The sequence below is a fragment of the Candidatus Saccharibacteria bacterium genome (genome assembly GCA_016789455.1).
GTDB lineage: Bacteria > Patescibacteriota > Saccharimonadia > Saccharimonadales > Saccharimonadaceae > CAIJKY01.
In genome coordinates this window covers 1,087,373-1,106,773 of sequence record JAEUQU010000002.1, presented here as the reverse complement: position 1 = coordinate 1,106,773, position 19,401 = coordinate 1,087,373, and the positions used below count along the sequence as shown (strand labels likewise).

Genomic DNA, 19,401 nt, shown 5'->3' with positions numbered 1-19,401 from the left:
ACTCAGCTATTCGCTCAAGGAGGATTCTATGGAACCGACCATCTTCACCCGCATCATCAACGGTGACATTCCCAGCCACAAGGTATACGAGGATGACAAGACCTATGCCTTCCTGGATATCCACCCTGTCCAGCCCGGCATGGTGCTGGTCGTCAGCCGCACGCCGGCCGAAACCCTGCTCGATCTTGACGAGTCCGATTACGATGCCCTGTGGCGCACCGTCCGCAAAGTGGCTGCGAGGCTCCGGGCGGAGTTCCCTGATCGCCGCCGCATCGCCGTCCAGGTCGAAGGCCTCGACGTGCCGCATGTCCACGTCAAGCTGTTCCCCATCGACACCGCCGAAGACTTCCGCGCCCTGCCGGCCGCCGGTGAGCCCGACCATCAGGCGCTGGCCCGCATGGCCGAACGCCTGCGCTTGGAATAGTACTCCGACATCTGATATATAGTTGACACAATGTAAATATTGTGCTAATGTTAATTCAAATACTTAAAAACAAAAAGTACATGAAGTCAAAACTAATTATCACTACCCTGCAAAGTACGTTCCTGCTCGTGGCGGTACTGCTCAATGCTTTCCATGCCAAGGATATCGTCAAGCCGCAACTGTTTCCCGCCAAGGATCTGGTAAAGATTCATGCCGACGACGTCATGGCCAAGTCTCTGGCCGACCTGCACAATCACATCGATAAGCAGACCGTCAAGAACATGATGCACCAGGGTGACGGCCAGCAGACCGACGGCCGTTCGCTGCGCCTGCTGCGCGAAGCCAGTTCTGCCCCACGCCAGCTGCGCCTGGAGTTCGAAGTCGCTTTCGGCCTGTGGTTACGCCTGGTAGCCGCCAAACTGATGCTATAACGTTTCATGTGAAACTAAAAAGCGCGGCCCTTTGCGGAAGCCGTGCCTTTTTAGTGTCACGTATTTTCACGGGAAAACTGCGCCGGCGCGCCCTACCCGATAACCTCAAGTTCCTTCTGCAAACGCTCCACCAACGATTGCTGCTCCGCCAGCTGGTGCCGTGTTTCCTCGACGATACGCGGCGGCGCCTGGCTGACATACGTCTTGTTGTCGAGCCGGCGCTGCAGGTTGGCTGCCCGCTCGCGGGCCTCGACCAATCGTACCTCCAACTTCGATTGATGTTCATACAGCGTGTCGGCGTCCATATCCAGCCACGCCTGCCTGCCGGGTACGGCCAAGCGCAGACCGGATGGTTCGGATATCTCCCGTACCTGCTCCAGCCGGCCAAGCCAGCTGATAAGCGTGCTATTCTCGGCAATCAGCACGTCATCCATGAACAGCAGGTTCTGCTTGTGCTTCCCTAGCTCGCTGGTGACGACGCGGATCTCACTGACCAGGCTCTGGACCTGCTCGAATGACTTGGCGGCAGCCTCATCAAAAGGCTCCGGTGTCGGCCAGGGTTCGTTGATTAGCAGACTCTTGTGCCAGCCCAGCTTCTGCCAGACCGTCTCCGTGGCAAACGGCAGGAACGGGTGCGCCAGTTTCAAAGAGGTTTCCAGCACCCAGGCCAGCATGTCCACGTTGTCCTGCTGTTTGCTGGCCTCGATGTACCAATCGGCTACGTCATTCCAAATGAGATGGTAGATAAACTCCCCTGCCTCGGCGTATTGGTGGCGGTCAAGCAGCTTGCCCAGGGTCTTGCCGGCGTGGTTGAGCTGGCGGATAATCCAGTGATCGGCACTCGAACCTGGCACCGGCGCGCCGTTGGCCAGCGGCTGGTACGGCTCCCCTGTCTTGCTCTCGACATAGCGGGCAATATTCCAAAGCTTGTTGCAGAAGTTGCGGGCCGCGGTCACTTTGCTGATACCGAATGCCTGGTGCTGTCCCGCGCTCCGGGCGCTGAGCAGGCCAAAGCGCAGCGCGTCCGAGCCATACTCCCGGATGATGTCCTGCGGGTTGATGACGTTGCCCTTACTCTTGCTCATCTTCTTGCCTTGCTCGTCCAGGACCATGCCGTGCATGTAGACTTCACGGAATGGTACTTCGTCCGTGGCGTAAAGGCTCAGCATGATCATGCGGCCGACCCACTGGCGCAGCAGGTCCACCCCCGTCTCCATCAGGCTGGTCGGGAAAAAGTCGTGCAGCTCGCCGTTGTGAGCGTCACGCGTGACAATGTATGGCCATTGCCCCGAACTGAACCAGGTGTCAAAGGTGTCTTCATCCCGGCGGTAGCTGATGCCATTAACCGTGATGACCGGCTGGTCCACCCGCTCGTCAAACACCCAGTCGCTGTCGTCAGTCTCGTTTTGGAAAGCCGGGATCGGAATGCCCCACGGAATCTGGCGGCTCAGGTTCCAGTCGCGCAGCTGGCCAAGGTAGTGGATGAGCTCCTCGGCCTTGCTCTGCGGATAAAACTTTATTTTTTTGGCCTTCAGCGCTTTGATGGCCCGTTCGGCCAGCGGTTGCATGCGGATGAACCACTGCTCGCGCAGCAGCGGCTCGATGACCGTGCCGCACTTATAGCAGACGCCCACGCTGTGTATATAGGCGTCCTCTTTCACGATTTCACGTGAAGCTTCCAAGGTTTCCACTACTTTGGCACGGGCTGCCAGTACCGTCATGCCGCGGTACGGCATCGGGGCGTGCTCGTTGAGCAGGCCGTTGGCATCGATGATTTCGATGGTGTCGAGCTGGTGCCGCCCCCCTATTTCAAAGTCAGTCGGGTCATGGGCAGGGGTCACTTTGACGGCGCCGGTGCCCATCTCGATATCGATGGCGTCGTCGCCGACAATCGGAATCTCGCGGTGGACGATCGGCACGATGGCCGTCTTCCCTACCAGGTGCTTGAAACGGGGGTCATCCGGATGGACGGCGATGGCGGTGTCGCCCAGCAGTGTTTCGGGCCGGGTAGTAGCGACGACCACTTCGTCGCCGTCAGTCAGGGCGTAACGGATGTGCCACAGGCTTCCCTTCTCTTCGCGGTGTTCCACCTCGATGTCGGCAAAGCTGGTCTTGTGCTTGGTGCAGTAGTTGACGATACGCTTGCCACGGTAGATCAGATCATCCTCCCAGAGCTTGCGGAAGGTGGCGTAGGCGGTCTTGATGACCGGAGAATCGAGCGTGAAAACCAGGTGGTCCCAGTCGCAGCTGGCACCGAGTTCGCGCAGCTGAACTTCCATGTTACCCCTGTTTTTCTCGACGAAATCCCAAACCTGCGAGTAAATTTCTTCCCGTGAAAAGTCGAAGCGGCTCTTCCCTTCTTTCTCCAGCTGCTTCTCAAAGACCACCCAGGTCTCAAAGCCGGCATGGTCGGCGCCAGGGATGTAGACGGTCGAGTCCCCTTTCATGCGGTGGTAACGGATAGCAACGTCCTGCAGGCCGGTGGTCAAGGCGTGGCCGATGTGCAGGTTGCCGTTGGCGTTGGGCGGCGGCATGACGATGCTGTAGTGCTCCCCTGTCCGCGACGGTTGCGGCCGGAATGCGCCCGAGGTCTCCCATAAGGCGTAAATGGTTTCTTCGTACTGCTGTGGCTCGTAGGCGCTTGGTAATTTCATGACTGGTCTTCCCTGGCTTAGGTTTGCTTAGGGGAGCGGCGACTTTTCACGTGAAAAGTATGACAGGGGACTGACGGCAGAACAGAGGCCGGACGCACGCCGGACACCAGAGAGATGGGTAACCGTCAGACACCTCGCTCCACACAGCCGGCTAATGCCGGCGTTGCGATACATCCAGTATACCGTAGGCGACAGGGGAGGGCTAGGGTAAAGCGCTCCTGCCGGACTCGCCGCGAAAACGGCGCGATGCAAAGCTGTGAAAACAATACAGGGCAGGGCACTTTTCACATGAAGATAAAGTGTGAAAACTTGCATGTTTCACATGAAGACCGGACACAAGAACAATCTGTTTTCACATGAAGCACGCGGGTGGGACCGCGCCATCAGCGAACTACATTGAGAGGCTTGGCGCCACCTCCAGCACCAACGGATCTACCGGCTGTTGCCGCTGCGCCCGGTAATATCCCAGCGTAGCAATCATGGCGGCATTATCGGTGCAGAGCCGGATATCGGGATACTCGATAGGGATGGGTAGGCGTTCGGCCAACTGCCGCCGCAACTCCTGGTTGGCGGCTACGCCACCGGCAATCACCACTGAGGCGGGCGAGTAGTCCTGGTAAGCTTTGAACGCCTTATCAACCAGCGTCTCCACGGCAATCCGTTGGAAGCTGGCGGCCATATTGTGGCGTGTGGCCTCATCTAAGCGCTCTGCGAGCTGGAAGGAGGGAAAATCGTACCCGACGCCCACATGCGCCTGAATCGCCCTGAGAACGGCTGTCTTGAGGCCTGAGAAGCTAAAATCGTATGCGCCTTGCAGCTTGGCCTTGGGAAGCTTGAAAGCGTACGGGTCGCCAAGCGTTGCCGCTTTGGCAATGGAAGGGCCGCCGGGGTAGGGGAGCCCGATGATCTTGGCAACTTTGTCAAAGGCTTCGCCGACGGCGTCGTCCTGGGTCTGACCCAGCAGGGTGTAGTCGCCGTGGTCGCGGAAGAGGGCCAGCTGGGAGTGGCCGCCGCTGACGATGAGCGCCAGCATGGGGAAGCGGGGCTGTTCTGCGGGCAGCTTGTAATCCGCCACTGATTCGCCACTGGTCTCCACCAGGTAATTGGCATAGACATGCGCCTCCACATGATGGATGGGGAAGAGCGGCTTTTGCTTGGTGATGGCCAGCAGGCGCGCGGTCAGGGTGCCTACCAACAGGCTGCCGATCAGGCCGGGCGCATAGGTGATGGCGATGGCATCGATGTCGTCCCAGCTGCAGTTTGCACGTGAAAAGGCCTCTTCGACCACCGGGATCATCACTTCCAAATGCGAGCGGGCAGCAATCTCTGGCACAACGCCGCCATACACCTTATGAATATCAATCTGCGTATTGACGACATTGCACAGCAGCCGGCGGCCATCCTCGACGATGGCGGCGGATGTTTCGTCGCAGCTGGTTTCGATTCCTAGTATTTTCACGTGAATAATCTCCTGGGACGCGCGGACATCGGCGCGATAAAGCGCGGTCTGCACTGCCACCTCAACTCTTTCAGCTGATTGTATCACCCCTGAAAAGCATGGTACATAGGAAAACCCCGGCGACTGGCCGTCGCCGGGGTGTAGTGCTGTGGATACGGAGATCCGCTTGGTGCTGCGGGCGCGGGGCCCGCTCGGTGCGGTGGCGCGCGTCCCGGGCGGCATGGCGGGCGCACGGCCCGCGGCTCAGCCGCTGCTGGTGGTGCCGCCGATCCGGTTGGCCCGGCCGTCGGCGTGGCCGTAGACGGTCGCGCCGTCCGTGTGCAGCATCACGGTGTACCAGTTGCCGCCCCGGGCGACGTCCGCCGCGGCGATCACCAGCTCCTTCTCGGTCGCCCACGTGCTGTTGGGCGAGTAGGCGTGAATGCGCAGGTGGATGGCCCACTTGGGCGCCCCGCCGTCCAGTCGGAGACGGGCCCAGGAGGCGTCGCAGCCGGGCGAGTGGCGCAGCTCGACGGTGCCGACGACGACGGCCGGCCCGCCGGGCTGGGGGTTCACCGTCCGCACCGGCCCGGAGGCCTGCGTGACGGCATCACTGGCGCAGCCGGTCTTCTCGGGATCGAGCCCGGTGCAGTCGTGACCGCTGCAGCCGGCGTCGTTGACCGAGACCGAGCTGGCCACCACCTGGTGGTTCTGGGCCAGCGGGAAGCTGGCCTTCTCGGTCTGCGGCACGTTGCCGTCGGTGCTGGCGGAGGCTGGCATGCCTCCCAGCAGGCTCATACCCAGCGCGAGGACCAGGGTGAGCAGCGGTCCGCGGCAGGCGCGCACCAGGGCGGTGATCGTGGCGATCATATCATCCTCATCACATTGAGGGGTGGGGTTGACTAAACGTTTATATCATTTTGTTATCGAAAAGTCAATACCCCCTGTCGTCTAGATACCTACCACTTCAGTAACGCCCTCAACCACATCATCCACGCCATCGGCATGCGCATTGACCACGCTGCCGGGACTGTGAAGCATGGCGGTGTAGCGCCAGCCACCGGTGCCATGCCCGACCTGATGGCCGGTCAGACGCAATACCTGTTCTCGACGGGGCTGGGCGCCGCTAGGGTAGGCGATCAGGCGCACGTCGACGCCCTTGCAGGGTGCGACGCCATTGATCCTGAAGCGGGCCCAGTACGTCCCGCACGCAGCCGAGCTGCGCAGCTCAACGGCCCCGACGACGGTACCCATGGACAGGCCGGTGCCACCTGCCCGGAATATCCTGGCGTGTCCGGCCCGCAGGGTGACGGCGTCACGGCCGCAGCCGGTCGCCTCGGGGCTCAGCCCGTCGCACCCGGCACCATGGCAGGCGGGAGCATTGGCGCGGACCATGAAGGCGGCGCCGGCGATCCCATTATGCGTAGTACCGAGTTCGGCGGCCGAGGCGCCGGCGGCCAGTGCCAGCACCATGCCCAGTACCGAAACGAGCACCCCGGCCGTCCGGAGCGCCAGGCTGCCCGTATACTGCATGTTCATCACACACATCCTTCTTGTCGGAGGGACTAGCCGGATTTTTATATCATATGTCACATGAATAGTCAATTAAACATCAGCGCTATGGCGCCGCCAGCCGTGTAGTAGAATAGCTATATGGAAAAAGCTAAACGCGTTGCCAAGAAAGTCCTGCCGGGCAGCGCTAAGCAGCGGGTGGGCAATCTGTATCATCTGGGAGTGGCGGTCGCGGCTAATGTTCGCTATGGTCAGCCCTCCAAGGGCATGAAGGTGGTCATGATCACCGGCACCAACGGCAAGACGACCACGGCCGCCATGCTGGCCAGCATTCTGCGCGCGGCCGGGCTGAAGGTCGGCGTCATCAGCACCGCCTTCTTTGAAATCAACGGCAAGCAGTTTATCAACGACCAGAACGCCACAGCCATCCACCCGATGCTGTTGCAGCAGAAACTGGCCGAGATGAAGAAGCACGGCATCGACGTACTGATTCTGGAAGTTACCAGCCACGCCCTGATGCAATACCGCGTCTGGGGCATCCCCTGTGAGGTGGCCATCATGACGAACCTGACGCAGGATCACCTGGATTATCACGGCTCAATGGAGAAGTACGCCGCCGCCAAAGCCAAGCTCTTTAAGCGCAAGCCCCGCTTCATTGTCCTGAACCACGACGATGAATGGTTTGATTATTACGACCAGTTCCCGCCGGGCGAACAGACGATCACCTATGGCACGCACCCCGATGCCGACGCCCGCCTGGTCGGTGCCCGCATGCACCGGCAGGGGAGTCGCGCCAGTGTCGAGATTGACCACACGAACAAATTGGATCTGGTGTTGCATATGCCGGGCAAGTTTAATGTCTATAATGCCCTTGCTGCCGCCAGCGCCGCCTATGTCCTTCACGTGAAAACCAAAGACATCGAAGCGGGCATTGAGGCCATCGAAGGCGTACCGGGCCGCCAGCAGAAGGTGGAGGCCGGCCAGCCGTTCGAGGTCATCATCGATTATGCGCACACCCCGGATGCTTTCACCCAGCTCCTCGGTTCTCTCCGCCAGCTGAATAAGAAAAAGATCCATCTGGTCTTCGGCGCCACTGGCGACCGAGACAAGACGAAGCGCGCCATCATGGGTGGCATCGCCGCCGAATACGCCGACAGGTTGTACCTGACGGACGAAGAAAACTACACGGAAGATGCCGCCACTATCCGCACTATGGTCATGGAGGGCATCAGCAAGGCCGGGGCAGAGGAGCGCACGCAGGAAATTCCAGACCGGCGCGAAGCTATCGCTGCCGCCCTGGCTACTGCCCGCCGTGGCGACATGGTGGTTATTACCGGCATGGGGCACGAACAGTTCCGTATCATCAACGGCGAGAAGGTGCCGTGGAACGATGCGGATGTCGTACGGGAGCTACTCGAAAAGTAAGACGAAAAACCGGGCAAAAGAAGCCCGGTTTTCATGTGAAACAAATGCGCGCCGGTTACGAACGGCGCAGTTTTCTGCGTAGCGCCTGCTTGGCGGCGACTGCCTTGCCAGCCAGCCGGTATGCCCGGTGCCAGTACGGCTTGACGGGTATCTCCCAGGCGCCAAGATAATCGACGCCGGCGCCTCCGAAGGTCCGCTTGAAACGCGAAAAACCCTGCCAGGGATGGTCGGCCGGAGCGTCGGGCGGGGCGACGCCGTACAGGTCGAAGGTGGTCTTGCCCTCGCGCTTGGCTTCCAGCATGGCAAAGATGATACCGACGGTTGCCACGTTCTGCACATGGAACTCATAGTGGGCGGCGGCATGTGCGTAATAACGGGTGGTGGGGGTGTCGTAGGCCAGGATGGCGGCGGCCGGCCGGCCATCGACGCTGGTGATGAACAGGCGGGCGGCGCCAAGGGGCAGCAGGGTACGCGCCTGCAGGCGGAAGTAATCATCGTCATGCGGGCGCATGCCGGTACGATCGGCGACTTCGCGGATGCAGTCCAGGAATATCTCGATATCGGCCGGGTCGTCGCTGCTGCGGAAACTGATGTCGTACTTTTCTTTGCCGCGCTGCCAGAAACGGCGGGTGTTGCCGTTCATGTTCTTCAGCAGGTCTTCTTCGTTGATGGTCAGGTCGACGCACCAGGTGTGCTGCGGCTGGATGGAGTGCCGGGCACGGACGGCGCCAAAACGCCGCAATGCAGCCGGGCTGAGCGGTGCCATCGGCTCGATGCGGATAAAATGGACGCCTTGTTTCTTGGCAAGCACCTTGAGGGAGGCAAGGGCAGCCTTGAAGCTGGCGGCGCTGTCGGCGGTAGGGCCGTACGGGCAGTAGAGCCGGCTGAAACGGCCCGGCTCAAGCACGGCCATATAATGCCAGCCATCACCGCTGGCCTCGAAGGTGGTGCGGCCGAGTGCCTCCTGAAAGTGTTTCCAGGCGCTGGTCTGGAGGAAGTGGGGATTCATCATTTCTTAATATAGCACGGTGGATGTGGCCCGGCCGATGCTAGCCGGGGGCTTGTCTTGACATGTATAATGCAACAGAATAGGCCTCCTATACGTTTACCTACTTAACCCATAAGGAGTAGTACAGTTATGAATGAAGCAATCTTTAAAGCCTATGATGTCCGCGGCAAGGTGGGATCAGAGCTGAACGCCGACAGCTGTGAGCGCATCGGCAAAGCCTTTGCCGACTGGCTGCCGACGGAAGGTGTCGTGGCGGTCGGCTACGACATGCGCCCGGATTCCCGCCAGCTGGCCGAAGCGGTCAGCGAAGGCCTGCGTCTGCAAGGCCGCGAAGTCTGGTCTATCGGCCAGGTCGCCAGCGACATGCTCTATTTCACGGTCGGTCACTTTAACCTGGCCGGCGGCGCCATGATTACGGCCAGCCACAACCCGGGCGAGTATAACGGTATTAAGTTCTGCCGCGAGCAGGCCCGCGGGGTCGGCATCGAGACCGGCCTGGCAGAGATCCGTGACCTGGCCATCGCCAATGATTTCGCCCCGTCGCTCGATAAGGCCAGCCTGACTGAGAAGGACGTCATGGAAGACTGGGTCAAACACGCTCTGGGCTTCGTGAACGTTGCCGACTGGCCTGCCTACAAGATCGCCGTCGATGCCGGCAACGGCATGGCCGGTGCGGTCATGCCGCATCTGGTGAAGCACCTGCCGGAGCACCTGTCGGTCGAGGCGATGTACTGGGAACTGGACGGCACTTTCCCGAACCACCTGGCCAACCCGCTGGACGAGCGGACGCTGGTAGACCTGCAGGCCAAGATCCGCGCGGATGGCCTGGACTTCGGTATCGCCTTCGATGGCGATGGTGACCGGGCTGTCCTGATTGACGAGACCGGCGCGCCTATCAGCGGCACGGTCATGACGGCTATCCTGGCCAAGTATTTCCTGGTCAAGAACCCCGGCGCCAGTATTCTCTACAACGCTATCTGCGGCCGCATCGTCGGCGAGACGATTGCGCAGGGTGGCGGCCAGGGCCACCGCACCAAGGTCGGCCACAGCTACATCAAGGCTGAAATGCGCAAGCACGACGCCGTCTTTGCCGGCGAGCACTCAGGGCACTACTACTTCCGCGATAATTTTTCAGCCGACTCCGGCCTGATTGCCGCCCTGGTGGCCGTGCAGGTACTGACGGAAAGCGGCAAGAAGTTGAGCGAGCTGGTATCTGAGTTCCAGACCTACGTCTCTATCAACGAGACGAACTTTGAAGTAACGGACAAAGAGGGGACGATTGCCCGCCTAAAGGGTCAGTTCAACGACGGCGAGCAGGATGACCTTGACGGCCTGACGGTCAACTACGCCGACAGCTGGTTTAATGTCCGCGCCAGCAACACTGAGCCGCTGCTGCGCCTCAACGCCGAAGCGAAGGATGAAGCCACGCTGCAGGAGCTGGTGGAGCGGGTGAAGGCGATAATTACCGCGTAGACAAGCGTTTGCAATTGAAACGGCGGCCTCCGTACACCACGGGGCCGCCTTTTTGTATGACATGGATACTGATGGGTGGGTATCCGGTGTATGTCGGGCGCGGTTGGTTTATCCGCCGTCGAGAGCACGGTCCGGGAGCGCGTCGTCTCCTTCGTGGGCGAGGCGGGTGGTGACCGTACCCAGTAGCCGCTGCAGCTGTTCTCCCAGGGAGCTGTGCTGCAACGGCGCTGGGCGGACGGGTGCCAGGGCGGGGCGCCCGGTCACCTCGTCGATCCGCACGTCGCCCTTATGGAGCGGGTTGCGCCGGTCGAAGCGGGGCTCGCGCCCGTGTCCGTCCTGGCGGCGGCGCTGTTGGCGTCTGCTGGCCATGTCATTTGTCGCTTTCGTCTGGCCGGCGTGTGCCGGCGAGGATATGACCGTTTATTATCATCATAAACGTTACAAGATGTCAATATATGCATTGCCATTCTCGCAACGTTTTTATGCTTGCAAAACCATCAAAAAGAGGTAGTATTATTCTGGATAAATCCACTACGCACCACTGGTGCAGGGAGAAGGTTATCATGACCATGGTTGGTGCCACCGAGGGATATACCTCGGTACACGCCACCTGGCCCAGCGAGGCGACGGCCCAGGCAACCCAGCTGCAGGCGTCGCACCCGACCATCGCGGCCGAGCTGGCCGGGGCGACCATGAAGGAGGACGCCCGGCGCATCCTGAGGCTGCTCACGAGCCTGCCCGTCTCGGGCCTCAGTGCGCTCGATGTCGCGCTCTGGAAGATGAGCATGAGGCACCTCCTGGGTATCGGTGACTGCTGAGACCCAACAACCATCCACCCGTCCGCCGTAAAGAGAGTGTCGAACCGCCCGCCCGGGCAGCTCGATTACCGCTCCGGCGGACTCTCTTTATTTTTGGGGTATGCAGACGGCGCTTTTCATGTGAAAAATAAAAAGTACAGCGTAAGCACTTGGCACTCATGCAGGTAGAGTGCTAATATGGGAACGACACCTCGTGGCTTTGCCAAAAATGCCGCGCAGGGGACAACTAATGACCATACTTAAGGAGGTTCTTTCATATGAGCGTACCACTCAAACCGCTTGCCGACAGGGTTGTCGCAGTCAAGGAAGAAGTAAAAAGCAAGACTGCCGCCGGTCTGCTGCTGCCTGATAGCGCCAAAGAAAAGTCGACATTGGCGGTTGTTCAGGCTGTCGGTCCTGATGTCAAGGAGATCAAGGTCGGCGACAAGATAGTTTTTAAAGAATACAGCGTCACGGAGCTGAAGGTCAACGGAACCGAATACCTGATTGTCAAGGAAGAAGACGTCCTGGCGACCGCCTAGCCGCTTTTGACAAAGTAAGTGTAGCTAAACGATTATAAGACGCACGTAACAGAGGAGAACGTATACTTATGGCAAAGAAAGTATTTTATGACGATGAGGCCCGCCGCCGCGTACTCGGCGGAGCCAAGGCACTGTATGACGCCGTCAAGGTGACGATGGGCCCGCGCGGCCGCAACGTCGTCATCAGCAAGAGCTACGGCAACCCGACGGTCACCCATGACGGCGTGACGGTCGCCAAAGGTGTCGACCTGCCCGAGGACGATGACGAGACCCTGGGCTACAAAGTGGGCGCCGAGCTGATCAAGCAGGCCGCCAATAAGATGAACGACGTCGCCGGCGACGGCACGACCACTGTCACGGTTCTGACCTATAATATTTTAAATGAAGCCAACCGCCTGATTGCCGCCGGCCACAACCCGATGGAGCTGCGCAAGGGCGTCGAGGCTGCCGGTGCCGAGGTGCTGAGCGCCTTGGAGAAGCTGGCTGAAGACATCGGCAGCAAGAAGGGACGTGTTGCGGAAGTTGCAACGATTTCGGCCGGTGACGCTGAAATCGGTGAGTTAATCGCCGACGTCATCGCCAAAGTCGGTAAAGAAGGTGTGGTAACGGTTGAGGAAGGCCAGAGCCTGAAGATGGAAGCCGAGGTGGTGGAAGGCTTTACCATGGACCGCGGTTTCATCAGCGCCTATATGGTGACCGACTCCAACCGCATGGAAGCCGTCTACGACAAGCCGGCCATCGTCATTACTGACAAGAAGGTAGCCAGCATCCAGGACTTCCTGCCGATTCTCGAGAAGCTGGCCCAGGCCGGCAAGAAGGACCTGGTCCTGATCGCCGAGGACGTCGAGGGTGAAGCACTTGGTACGCTGGTACTGAACCGCCTCAAGGGTGTCTTCAATACGGTGGCCATCAAGGCGCCTGCCTTCGGTGACCGCCGCAAGGAAGTGCTGCAGGACCTGGCTGTGCTGACCGGTGCGACGGTCATCACCGATGACCAGGGCATCACTTTTGAAAACGCCGACCTTGGTGTGGTCGGTACGGCCCGCAAGGTGATTGTCCGCAAAGACGAGACTACTATCATCGAAGGCGCTGGCAAGAGCAAGGATCTTGACGCCCGCGTCACCCAGATCAAGGCGCAGGCCGCCAACGCCACTAGTGAATACGACAAGGAACAATTGGAGAAGCGCGCCGCTGCCCTGGGTGGCAAGGTTGCCGTCATCAAGGTCGGTGGTGCTACTGAGACCGAGATTGAAGAGAAGAAGTTCCGCGTTGATGACGCCGTCGCCGCCACGAAGGCCGCGCTGGCCGAAGGTATCGTCGCCGGTGGTGGCGTCACCCTGGTCAACCTGGCCGGTAAGCTCAAGACTGACAACACCTCTTCGTACGAGGCTGGCCGCGGCTTGGTCAAGAGCGCACTGCAGGCCCCGTTCATCCAGCTGATGGACAATGCCGGCAAGAACTCGGCAGCACTGCTGGCCAAGCTGCTGGAATCCAAAGACGGCATGGGCTTCAATGTCAATGACGCCGAGGATAAGCTGGTCGACATGAAAGCCAAGGGTGTCGTCGATCCGGTCCGTGTTACCAAGGAGGCTGTACAGAACGCTGTTTCTATCGCCGCTACGGCTATGACCATGGGTGCCTTGGTCGTAGAAATCCCAGAGAAGGAAGCGCCAGCTGCCGGCGGTATGCCGGGCGGCATGGGTATGATGTAATCCCTGCGGCAGCGTAGGGCAGGGCAGGAGCCGGCTCCACTTGAGGGCCGGCTTTTTTGTCATGCCGGGGCTACAGCTGTGCCGTCGCCTCAGTTCATTAAAACTTAATGAAGACGCCAAAAACTAACAAAAAACGCCACACTATTTACTTATTTTCATTTTCGTGCTATAATATATAAGCCAGGAAGACACCACCTACCCTCAAGCACGAGAAAGAGTGATGACACGTGGCAGGCATCTCGCGACACACTAGCGCCCTCGCCCAATTCCTGCTGTCGCAGGAAGACGGTGAGTTCACCTTCGACGGCAGCGACACGCAGCTGTACAAGCGGCTCGTCCGCGCCGTCCGGGGGCTCCGCAGTCCGAGTGACGCTCAGGCGGCCATCGGCCAGCTGACGTTCCTCCGACTCGCCATGCTGAGTCAGAACACCCGGAGCGAGCGGCGAGGCCGCCGCGTACTCCGGCTGACCCCGGCGGGCATCGCCCACTTCCGACGTACCACCCGCATCCGGCTGCGAACGTCTGAACAGGCGACGGGCCTCAAGGCTGCGGGGTAAGGAGCCGCAGATCAGTCCAACACATGGCCGCGCCACCACCAATGGCGGCCGCACCGTCTTTCCGGCACCTCGGTGCCACCCGTCAGCCTCAGGGCTGGCCGAGGCACACGCCCCGCATCCATGACAAATGGACGCGGGGCATTCTCGTTTCAAGGGTAAATGGGCACTGGATAACAGTGATGCACATGAAAAACCCCGGACTGGCCGGGGCGTTCCATTGTTTTTCTTTTACTGCTGCGAAGAGAAGTAGTCGATTTCCTTGATGATATCGAGCAGGGCCTGGGCGCGCTCTTCCTCGTCGGTGATGGCGCGGGCGGCTTCGTGGGCCGGGTCGAGCAGGCTCTTGTCATCGGTCGAGCGGATGATCAGGAGCATGGTGTCGAACTTTTCCTTGGGTGGCAGGTTCAGCTTGCCAACCAGTGGGCGCAGTTCTTCCAGGGCCTCGCGCTTGATGGTGTCGAGCTCACCGCCACGCTCTGGGGCGGGCTCAGCTGCGGCAGGTGCGGCGACTGGAGCTGGTGTTTCCGTGACAGCCGGTGCGGCGACTGGCTCGGCAGCCGGTTCGGCTGGAGCAGCGGCTGGTGCCGGATCGACGGCCGGAGCTGCCGGTGTTTCAACGGCAGCAGGTTCGGCTGCGGCCGGCTCGGCAGCTGGTGCCGGCAGCGGTGGCAGGGAGGGAATGGAGATGGCCGGGCCGGCTGGCGTGGCAGCGGTCGGCAGCGGTGTCTCTTCAAACGATGATGCCTGGTCGCTGACGCCAGGAGTAGTGGAAAGCGCGTGGTTCTGCTGTTGCATGCCCTTCAATACGCTCGCGAGTTCCTGGTCATCGCTTATAGCTTGGTTCTGTGGTCCCGTGTTGTTCATTGCCGCCCCTTTTTACACATATCTCGTACTTTGGTCTCATTATATCGCATATCATGCTTAAGGCAAACATGAAAGTGCGACGTTTGTGACCCCTGTTACTGCGCTACTGCAGCTGCCGCAGGGCGACGATGGGATCCTTGCGGGCGGCCCGTACGGCCGGGAAAATACCGAATAGCACCCCCACCAGCAGCGATACGCCGATGGCCGAACCGAAGATGGCCCAGGTGATGATCGGGGTAAATGACAGGCCGAAGGAGAGAAGCAGGCATATCAGTGCTGCCAGGCCCACTCCCAGGATGCCGCCGGTCAGGCTCATGATGATGGCTTCGATCAGGAATTGACGCAAGACCTGGCCGTTGGTGGCACCGACGGCTTTGCGGATACCGATTTCGCGGGTGCGCTCGGTGACGGCGACCAGCATGATGTTCATGACGCCGATGCCGCCCACAAGCAACGAGATAGCTGCCACGCCGGCAGTGTACTTGGTGATGGTGGTGAAGATATCCTCGGTGATGCTGAAGGCTTCTTTGGAGCTGATGACGGCAATATCGTCAGAGTGGTGCGCTTCGGCCAGCCGCCGGTAGACTTCGGCCTTGACCTTCTCCATGTCGCCACCCTTGGGCACCCGGAAGTTGATGGTCTGGATCTGGGCGATGCCCTGGTTCATGGCCTTGCCGGCATCAAGGCTGACGTAGGCGGCCATGTTGCTGTCAAAGAGGCCGTTGAGTGCCAGTGGTGTCTGGGTGTGGCCGAGGATGCCGATGACGGTGTATTCTTCGCCACGGATGCTGACGCGCTGCCCAAGGGTCTGGTCGCTGTCAAGGAGGCGATTGGCCAGGGTGTTGCCCAGTACGACCGTATTGCGGTTGATCTCGGGGCTGACGAATTCGCCGGTCTTGACCCGCTGGGCCAATATCTCGGGGAACTGCTGATTGGTGGCCACCACCTGGGTCTCATCGATGCTGCGCGGACCGGCCACCACCGAGCTGCGCAGTCCCATCACTGGCGAGGCGCCGGCCACGCCGGGCGTGCTGGCTACCAGCTCCACGTCGTATTCCGTCAGGGTGCTGGCATTGAAGTTGGCCAGCAGGTCGTAGCCGATGATGTTGCCACTGGCATCGCGTGACAATTTGCCGGGGCGGACGGTAGCTACGTCACCGCCGAAGAGCGAGACCTGGTTCTGGATGGCCGACTTGGCCCCTTCGCCCAGTGCCAGCACCAGCGTGACGGCCGCGACGCCGATGATGATGCCGAAGACGGTCAAAAAGGTTCTGACGCGCGTGGCCCGCAGGCTGGCGACGGCGATGCGGATGTCTGCCAGCCACATCATGAGGCACGGCCTTTCGGAGCGGTGCTGGCGACCGGTCGGTTGCTGGCACGGCGGGCGGCCTTGCGCTCGCTGCTGTCGCTGGCGATGCGGCCGTCGACCATCTGGATGACGCGGTCGGCGTAGACGGTCAGGGCGGGGTTGTGGGTGACCATGACGATGGTATTGCCACGCTTATGGATCTCGCGGAACTCGTGCATGATGATTTCGCTGGCGCGGGAGTCGAGGTTGCCGGTGGGTTCATCGGCCAGGATGATGGACGGCCGGTTGACCAGCGCCCGGGCGATGGCGACGCGCTGCAGCTGGCCGCCGGAGAGCTGGTGCGGCATATAATATTCGCGCTCCTGTAACCCGAACGTCTTGAGCAGGCGGCTGGCGGCATGGATGCGGCTGAGTTTTGACTTGCCGCTGTACATCAAGGGTAGGGAGACGTTATCGAGCACGTTCATGCGGCCCAGCAGGTTGAAACTCTGGAAGACGAAGCCGATCTTGGTGCGCCGGATCTTGGCGCGCTTGCGGCTGCTGAGCCGGCCGACGATCTGGCCGCTCAAGGCGTAGTCGCCGTGGGTCGGGGTGTCGAGCAGGCCAAGGATGTTCATAAGCGTCGTCTTGCCCGAGCCGCTGGGCCCCATGATGGCCACGAATTCACCCTTTTTAATGCTGAGGGAAATACTGTCCAGAGCGACGGTGGTGGCGTCGCCGTAGCCGAACATCTTGCTAAGGTTGGTGAGTTCAATGACTGGGTGGCTTCTCATATAAAAAATGTCTGTCTTGGGCTTTGCTTTAATGCTGACAGTCATTTAATTATAGAGAGTAAGCACGTCACTAAACAACAGGGAAAAGGAAGTATTTAGTACAACTGCTTTTGCCAAATGTCAAACTGCTTGTGGTAATAGCTGGCCGCACCCCGTAGTTGCCGATGATGGAATCGCGGTCGATCGTGAAGTACTGCTGGGTGCCGGTGCAGTTGGCGGCCTGCACGTCGCCATCGTTGTCGTAGTGTAGTGGGCCGCCCCGGATCTGAGAGTCTTCGCGCTTCATGTATTGCCCGATAGGGGGCTGCGGGCGGTTTGTGACCATATCCCTCTCCTGGCCATCGCGGTAGGTCGCATAGGCGATTACCGCCAGGATACCGATGACGACCGTCACGATCAGCAGTTCGACGATAGCAAAGCCATAAGCGCGACGCATAGGGCATCAGTATATAGCACGCGGCTGGCGCATGTCATTAACACAGCGGCGGTCATTTTGTCCCTGGTGCCGTTATGCTGTACACTGTAGGCGATACGGAGAGGTGGCCGAGTGGTTGAAGGCGCACGCTTGGAAAGCGTGTATGGCAGCAATGCTATCGCAGGTTCGAATCCTGTTCTCTCCGCCAGGTTGATTTACGATGAAGACGACGGCCCGCGCCGTCGTTTTTCGTTGTCAAAGTAAGGCTTTCAGCTTCCGCGAAGTCTCTGGTATAATTACGAAACATGAATACATCCCCCACCCGTTATCTGTTTGTGACAGGGGGCGTGCTCTCCGGTGTCGGCAAGGGCATCACGGCGTCATCTATCGGCGCCGTTTTAAAAGCCCGTGGCCTTAAGGTGACGATGCAGAAGTGCGACCCATATCTTAATGTCGATGCTGGCACGCTCAACCCGGCCGAACATGGCGAATGTTTCGTCACGCGCGACGGCGCCGAAACGGACCTCGACCTCGGACACTACGAGCGTTTTTTGAATGAGGACATGACGCGCCGCAGCATTACTTTGTCCGGTTTTGTGCTGCGCAACCTTATCCAGGACGAGCGTAACGGTAAGTTTTTGGGCAAGACGGTCCAGCTGGTGCCGCACTTCACTAATGCGTTGCAGGAGGCCATCGTGGCAGCGGGTGAGGGATCCGACGTGCACATCGTTGAGATCGGTGGCACGGCCGGCGATATCGAGGGTGCGCCGTTCCTGGAGGCTATCCGCGAACTGGCCGCCAAGGTCGGCCGCGACCACTGCCAGTTCGTCAATGTCGTCTACGTGCCATACCTCTCTGCTAGCAAGGAATTCAAGACCAAGCCTGCCCAGAACGCCATGCGCGACCTGCGGCAATACGGCATCATCCCCGATGTCATCGTGGCCCGTACCGAGCGGCCGGTCACCGATGGTATAGTCCGTAAGCTCAGTATGTTCGGGGGTGTCCGTGAGAATGCCGTCATCGTGCTCAGCAACGCCGACACCGTCTATCGCGTGCCGTTGACCATCCGCGAGAAGGGCGTTGATGATCTGCTGCTGTCAAACTTCCACATCGAAGCCCCGGAAGCGGATATGTCTGCTTGGGAAGACGCCGTCAAGAAGGCGACGACCCAGTACGACGATAAGGTCAGGATCGGCGTCGTGGCCAAATATCTCGATAACGAAGATACTTACATCTCAGTCCTGGAGGCCCTCAAGGCTGCCGCCTGGAACGAATCCACCTCACTTGAGTATGAATGGGTCAGCGCCGAAGCCTTCGAGACACATGGCCAGGAACTGATTGATAAATATGACGGTCTGTTGGTGCCGGGCGGCTTCGGCTCACGTGGCACCGAGGGTAAGATCGCTGCGGCCAGCTACGCGCTGGAGGCCGGCGTGCCGTACCTTGGCATCTGCCTGGGCATGCAGGTGGCGGTCATCGCCGCCGTCCGCCGCGGCGGTGAAACGCGGGCAACCAGCGAAGAATTCACGCCTGGCACTGAACACAATGCCATCTACATCATGGAAGACCAGAAGGGCAAGGAGGCCACCGGCGGCACTATGCGCTTAGGTGACTATCCCTGTGAAATCGCCGAAGGCTCCCTGGCCGAACGGGTCTATGGCAGCCGCCATATCGTCGAGCGCCACCGTCACCGCTATGAGGTCAACCGCGCCTTTGAGCAGCTGATGAACGAGGGTGGCCTGCGGGTCAGCGGCGCCTCCGCCGACGGCCGGCTGGTCGAGATGGTCGAGGCTGTCGACCATCCGTACTTCATCGCCACCCAGGCGCATCCGGAGTTCAAGTCGCGGCCGACGGTGCCGCATCCGTTGTTCACCGGTCTGATCCGGGCGGCCAAGGCGGCAGCTAAGACATAGCACCTGTTCCTCATTGACATTTAATAAATAAGTGCCTCCCAGTAGGCACTAAAAACTGTTTTGCGTTTTTTAAAATATGCATAAATTTATTGTTGACAGTATGTCACTAAGTTTATAGACTAAAATTCCGCTCTATCATGCGGACGCCTCACC

Annotated in this window: 19 protein-coding genes and 1 tRNA gene; 10 read left to right on the top strand and 10 right to left on the bottom strand. The window is 59.9% G+C overall.

All coding sequences use genetic code 11. The annotated features are described in order from the left end of the window. Positions 1 to 28: 28 nt before the first annotated feature. Complete coding sequence (locus JNJ66_06915) at positions 29 to 424, top strand: HIT family protein (GenBank protein MBL8160158.1); 396 nt, start codon at positions 29 to 31, stop codon at positions 422 to 424. An 80-nt stretch (positions 425 to 504) separates the two neighbouring features. Then, the gene (locus tag JNJ66_06910; protein ID MBL8160157.1) at positions 505 to 855 is read left to right on the top strand and encodes a hypothetical protein; all 351 of its coding nucleotides are present in this window, start codon (positions 505 to 507) and stop codon (positions 853 to 855) included. A 92-nt stretch (positions 856 to 947) separates the two neighbouring features. On the opposite strand, the gene JNJ66_06905 is transcribed toward JNJ66_06910, so the two are convergent. The 4 genes from JNJ66_06905 to JNJ66_06890 all read right to left on the bottom strand — a co-directional run bounded on the left by JNJ66_06905 (position 948) and on the right by JNJ66_06890 (position 6,486). After that, positions 948 to 3,509: a valine--tRNA ligase gene (locus JNJ66_06905; protein MBL8160156.1), complete on the bottom strand. Its 2,562-nt coding sequence runs from the start codon at positions 3,507 to 3,509 to the stop codon at positions 948 to 950. A gap of 391 nt (positions 3,510 to 3,900) precedes the next feature. Further along, positions 3,901 to 4,968: a tRNA (adenosine(37)-N6)-threonylcarbamoyltransferase complex transferase subunit TsaD gene (gene tsaD / locus JNJ66_06900; protein ID MBL8160155.1), complete on the bottom strand. Its 1,068-nt coding sequence runs from the start codon at positions 4,966 to 4,968 to the stop codon at positions 3,901 to 3,903. A gap of 243 nt (positions 4,969 to 5,211) precedes the next feature. Beyond that, positions 5,212 to 5,817, bottom strand: coding sequence for a DUF2690 domain-containing protein (locus tag JNJ66_06895; protein MBL8160154.1), 606 nt, complete (start codon positions 5,815 to 5,817; stop codon positions 5,212 to 5,214). A gap of 81 nt (positions 5,818 to 5,898) precedes the next feature. Further along, positions 5,899 to 6,486: a DUF2690 domain-containing protein gene (locus JNJ66_06890; GenBank protein MBL8160153.1), complete on the bottom strand. Its 588-nt coding sequence runs from the start codon at positions 6,484 to 6,486 to the stop codon at positions 5,899 to 5,901. 114 nt (positions 6,487 to 6,600) lie between these two features. Here JNJ66_06890 and JNJ66_06885 point away from each other — a divergent pair, with 114 nt between their 5' ends. Further along, positions 6,601 to 7,884, top strand: a complete 1,284-nt coding sequence (locus JNJ66_06885; protein ID MBL8160152.1) for a UDP-N-acetylmuramoyl-L-alanyl-D-glutamate--2,6-diaminopimelate ligase — start codon at positions 6,601 to 6,603, stop codon at positions 7,882 to 7,884. 55 nt (positions 7,885 to 7,939) lie between these two features. Here the strand turns inward: JNJ66_06885 and JNJ66_06880 are convergent, their stop codons facing one another. Then, a complete protein-coding gene (locus JNJ66_06880; GenBank protein ID MBL8160151.1) occupies positions 7,940 to 8,893 on the bottom strand; it encodes a peptidoglycan bridge formation glycyltransferase FemA/FemB family protein in 954 nt (317 codons plus the stop codon). A 129-nt stretch (positions 8,894 to 9,022) separates the two neighbouring features. Here JNJ66_06880 and manB point away from each other — a divergent pair, with 129 nt between their 5' ends. Further along, entirely contained in the window at positions 9,023 to 10,366 is a 1,344-nt protein-coding gene (manB, locus tag JNJ66_06875) for a phosphomannomutase/phosphoglucomutase (GenBank protein MBL8160150.1), read from the top strand. A 108-nt stretch (positions 10,367 to 10,474) separates the two neighbouring features. Here manB and JNJ66_06870 read toward each other — a convergent pair whose 3' ends face one another. Then, complete coding sequence (locus tag JNJ66_06870; protein ID MBL8160149.1) at positions 10,475 to 10,735, bottom strand: hypothetical protein; 261 nt, start codon at positions 10,733 to 10,735, stop codon at positions 10,475 to 10,477. A gap of 194 nt (positions 10,736 to 10,929) precedes the next feature. Between JNJ66_06870 and JNJ66_06865 the strand changes: the two genes are divergently transcribed. The 4 genes from JNJ66_06865 to JNJ66_06850 all read left to right on the top strand — a co-directional run bounded on the left by JNJ66_06865 (position 10,930) and on the right by JNJ66_06850 (position 13,974). Then, complete coding sequence (locus JNJ66_06865) at positions 10,930 to 11,184, top strand: hypothetical protein (protein ID MBL8160148.1); 255 nt, start codon at positions 10,930 to 10,932, stop codon at positions 11,182 to 11,184. Between the two features lie 257 nt (positions 11,185 to 11,441). Then, positions 11,442 to 11,705, top strand: coding sequence for a co-chaperone GroES (locus tag JNJ66_06860; GenBank protein MBL8160147.1), 264 nt, complete (start codon positions 11,442 to 11,444; stop codon positions 11,703 to 11,705). Positions 11,706 to 11,773: 68 nt separating this feature from the next. Beyond that, positions 11,774 to 13,417 (top strand): chaperonin GroEL, encoded by a 1,644-nt coding sequence (gene groL / locus JNJ66_06855; GenBank protein ID MBL8160146.1) that lies wholly within the window; start codon positions 11,774 to 11,776, stop codon positions 13,415 to 13,417. 227 nt (positions 13,418 to 13,644) lie between these two features. Further along, entirely contained in the window at positions 13,645 to 13,974 is a 330-nt protein-coding gene (locus JNJ66_06850) for a hypothetical protein (GenBank protein ID MBL8160145.1), read from the top strand. Positions 13,975 to 14,202: 228 nt separating this feature from the next. On the opposite strand, the gene JNJ66_06845 is transcribed toward JNJ66_06850, so the two are convergent. The 4 genes from JNJ66_06845 to JNJ66_06830 form a co-directional block, all read right to left on the bottom strand. Next, the gene (locus JNJ66_06845; protein MBL8160144.1) at positions 14,203 to 14,838 is read right to left on the bottom strand and encodes a hypothetical protein; all 636 of its coding nucleotides are present in this window, start codon (positions 14,836 to 14,838) and stop codon (positions 14,203 to 14,205) included. Between the two features lie 103 nt (positions 14,839 to 14,941). Further along, positions 14,942 to 16,168, bottom strand: coding sequence for an ABC transporter permease (locus JNJ66_06840; GenBank protein ID MBL8160143.1), 1,227 nt, complete (start codon positions 16,166 to 16,168; stop codon positions 14,942 to 14,944). Beyond that, on the bottom strand, positions 16,165 to 16,920 hold the full coding sequence (locus JNJ66_06835; protein ID MBL8160142.1) for an ABC transporter ATP-binding protein: 756 nt from the start codon (positions 16,918 to 16,920) through the stop codon (positions 16,165 to 16,167). The genes JNJ66_06840 and JNJ66_06835 overlap by 4 nt, the downstream gene beginning before the upstream one ends. 70 nt (positions 16,921 to 16,990) lie before the next feature. Then, complete coding sequence (locus tag JNJ66_06830; GenBank protein ID MBL8160141.1) at positions 16,991 to 17,356, bottom strand: prepilin-type N-terminal cleavage/methylation domain-containing protein; 366 nt, start codon at positions 17,354 to 17,356, stop codon at positions 16,991 to 16,993. A gap of 97 nt (positions 17,357 to 17,453) precedes the next feature. Between JNJ66_06830 and JNJ66_06825 the strand changes: the two genes are divergently transcribed. Together JNJ66_06825 and JNJ66_06820 are read left to right on the top strand one after the other, a co-directional pair. Beyond that, positions 17,454 to 17,543: transfer RNA gene (locus JNJ66_06825), tRNA-Ser, on the top strand. A gap of 97 nt (positions 17,544 to 17,640) precedes the next feature. After that, positions 17,641 to 19,248: a CTP synthase gene (locus JNJ66_06820; protein MBL8160140.1), complete on the top strand. Its 1,608-nt coding sequence runs from the start codon at positions 17,641 to 17,643 to the stop codon at positions 19,246 to 19,248. Positions 19,249 to 19,401: the final 153 nt, after the last annotated feature.

Excerpts from the sequence above, each read along its gene's own strand:
- JNJ66_06840 (MBL8160143.1), bottom strand. The coding sequence starts at position 16,168 with ATGATGTGGCTGGCAGACATCCGCATCGCCGTCGCCAGCCTGCGGGCC.
- JNJ66_06885 (MBL8160152.1), top strand. The coding sequence starts at position 6,601 with ATGGAAAAAGCTAAACGCGTTGCCAAGAAAGTCCTGCCGGGCAGCGCT.
- JNJ66_06895 (MBL8160154.1), bottom strand. The coding sequence starts at position 5,817 with ATGATCGCCACGATCACCGCCCTGGTGCGCGCCTGCCGCGGACCGCTG.
- JNJ66_06870 (MBL8160149.1), bottom strand. The coding sequence starts at position 10,735 with ATGGCCAGCAGACGCCAACAGCGCCGCCGCCAGGACGGACACGGGCGC.
- JNJ66_06910 (MBL8160157.1), top strand. The coding sequence starts at position 505 with ATGAAGTCAAAACTAATTATCACTACCCTGCAAAGTACGTTCCTGCTC.
- JNJ66_06820 (MBL8160140.1), top strand. The coding sequence starts at position 17,641 with ATGAATACATCCCCCACCCGTTATCTGTTTGTGACAGGGGGCGTGCTC.
- groL (MBL8160146.1), top strand. The coding sequence starts at position 11,774 with ATGGCAAAGAAAGTATTTTATGACGATGAGGCCCGCCGCCGCGTACTC.
- JNJ66_06880 (MBL8160151.1), bottom strand. The coding sequence starts at position 8,893 with ATGAATCCCCACTTCCTCCAGACCAGCGCCTGGAAACACTTTCAGGAG.
- JNJ66_06830 (MBL8160141.1), bottom strand. The coding sequence starts at position 17,356 with ATGCGTCGCGCTTATGGCTTTGCTATCGTCGAACTGCTGATCGTGACG.
- JNJ66_06860 (MBL8160147.1), top strand. The coding sequence starts at position 11,442 with ATGAGCGTACCACTCAAACCGCTTGCCGACAGGGTTGTCGCAGTCAAG.
- manB (MBL8160150.1), top strand. The coding sequence starts at position 9,023 with ATGAATGAAGCAATCTTTAAAGCCTATGATGTCCGCGGCAAGGTGGGA.
- JNJ66_06905 (MBL8160156.1), bottom strand. The coding sequence starts at position 3,509 with ATGAAATTACCAAGCGCCTACGAGCCACAGCAGTACGAAGAAACCATT.
- JNJ66_06865 (MBL8160148.1), top strand. The coding sequence starts at position 10,930 with ATGACCATGGTTGGTGCCACCGAGGGATATACCTCGGTACACGCCACC.
- JNJ66_06845 (MBL8160144.1), bottom strand. The coding sequence starts at position 14,838 with ATGAACAACACGGGACCACAGAACCAAGCTATAAGCGATGACCAGGAA.
- JNJ66_06835 (MBL8160142.1), bottom strand. The coding sequence starts at position 16,920 with ATGAGAAGCCACCCAGTCATTGAACTCACCAACCTTAGCAAGATGTTC.
- JNJ66_06890 (MBL8160153.1), bottom strand. The coding sequence starts at position 6,486 with ATGAACATGCAGTATACGGGCAGCCTGGCGCTCCGGACGGCCGGGGTG.
- JNJ66_06915 (MBL8160158.1), top strand. The coding sequence starts at position 29 with ATGGAACCGACCATCTTCACCCGCATCATCAACGGTGACATTCCCAGC.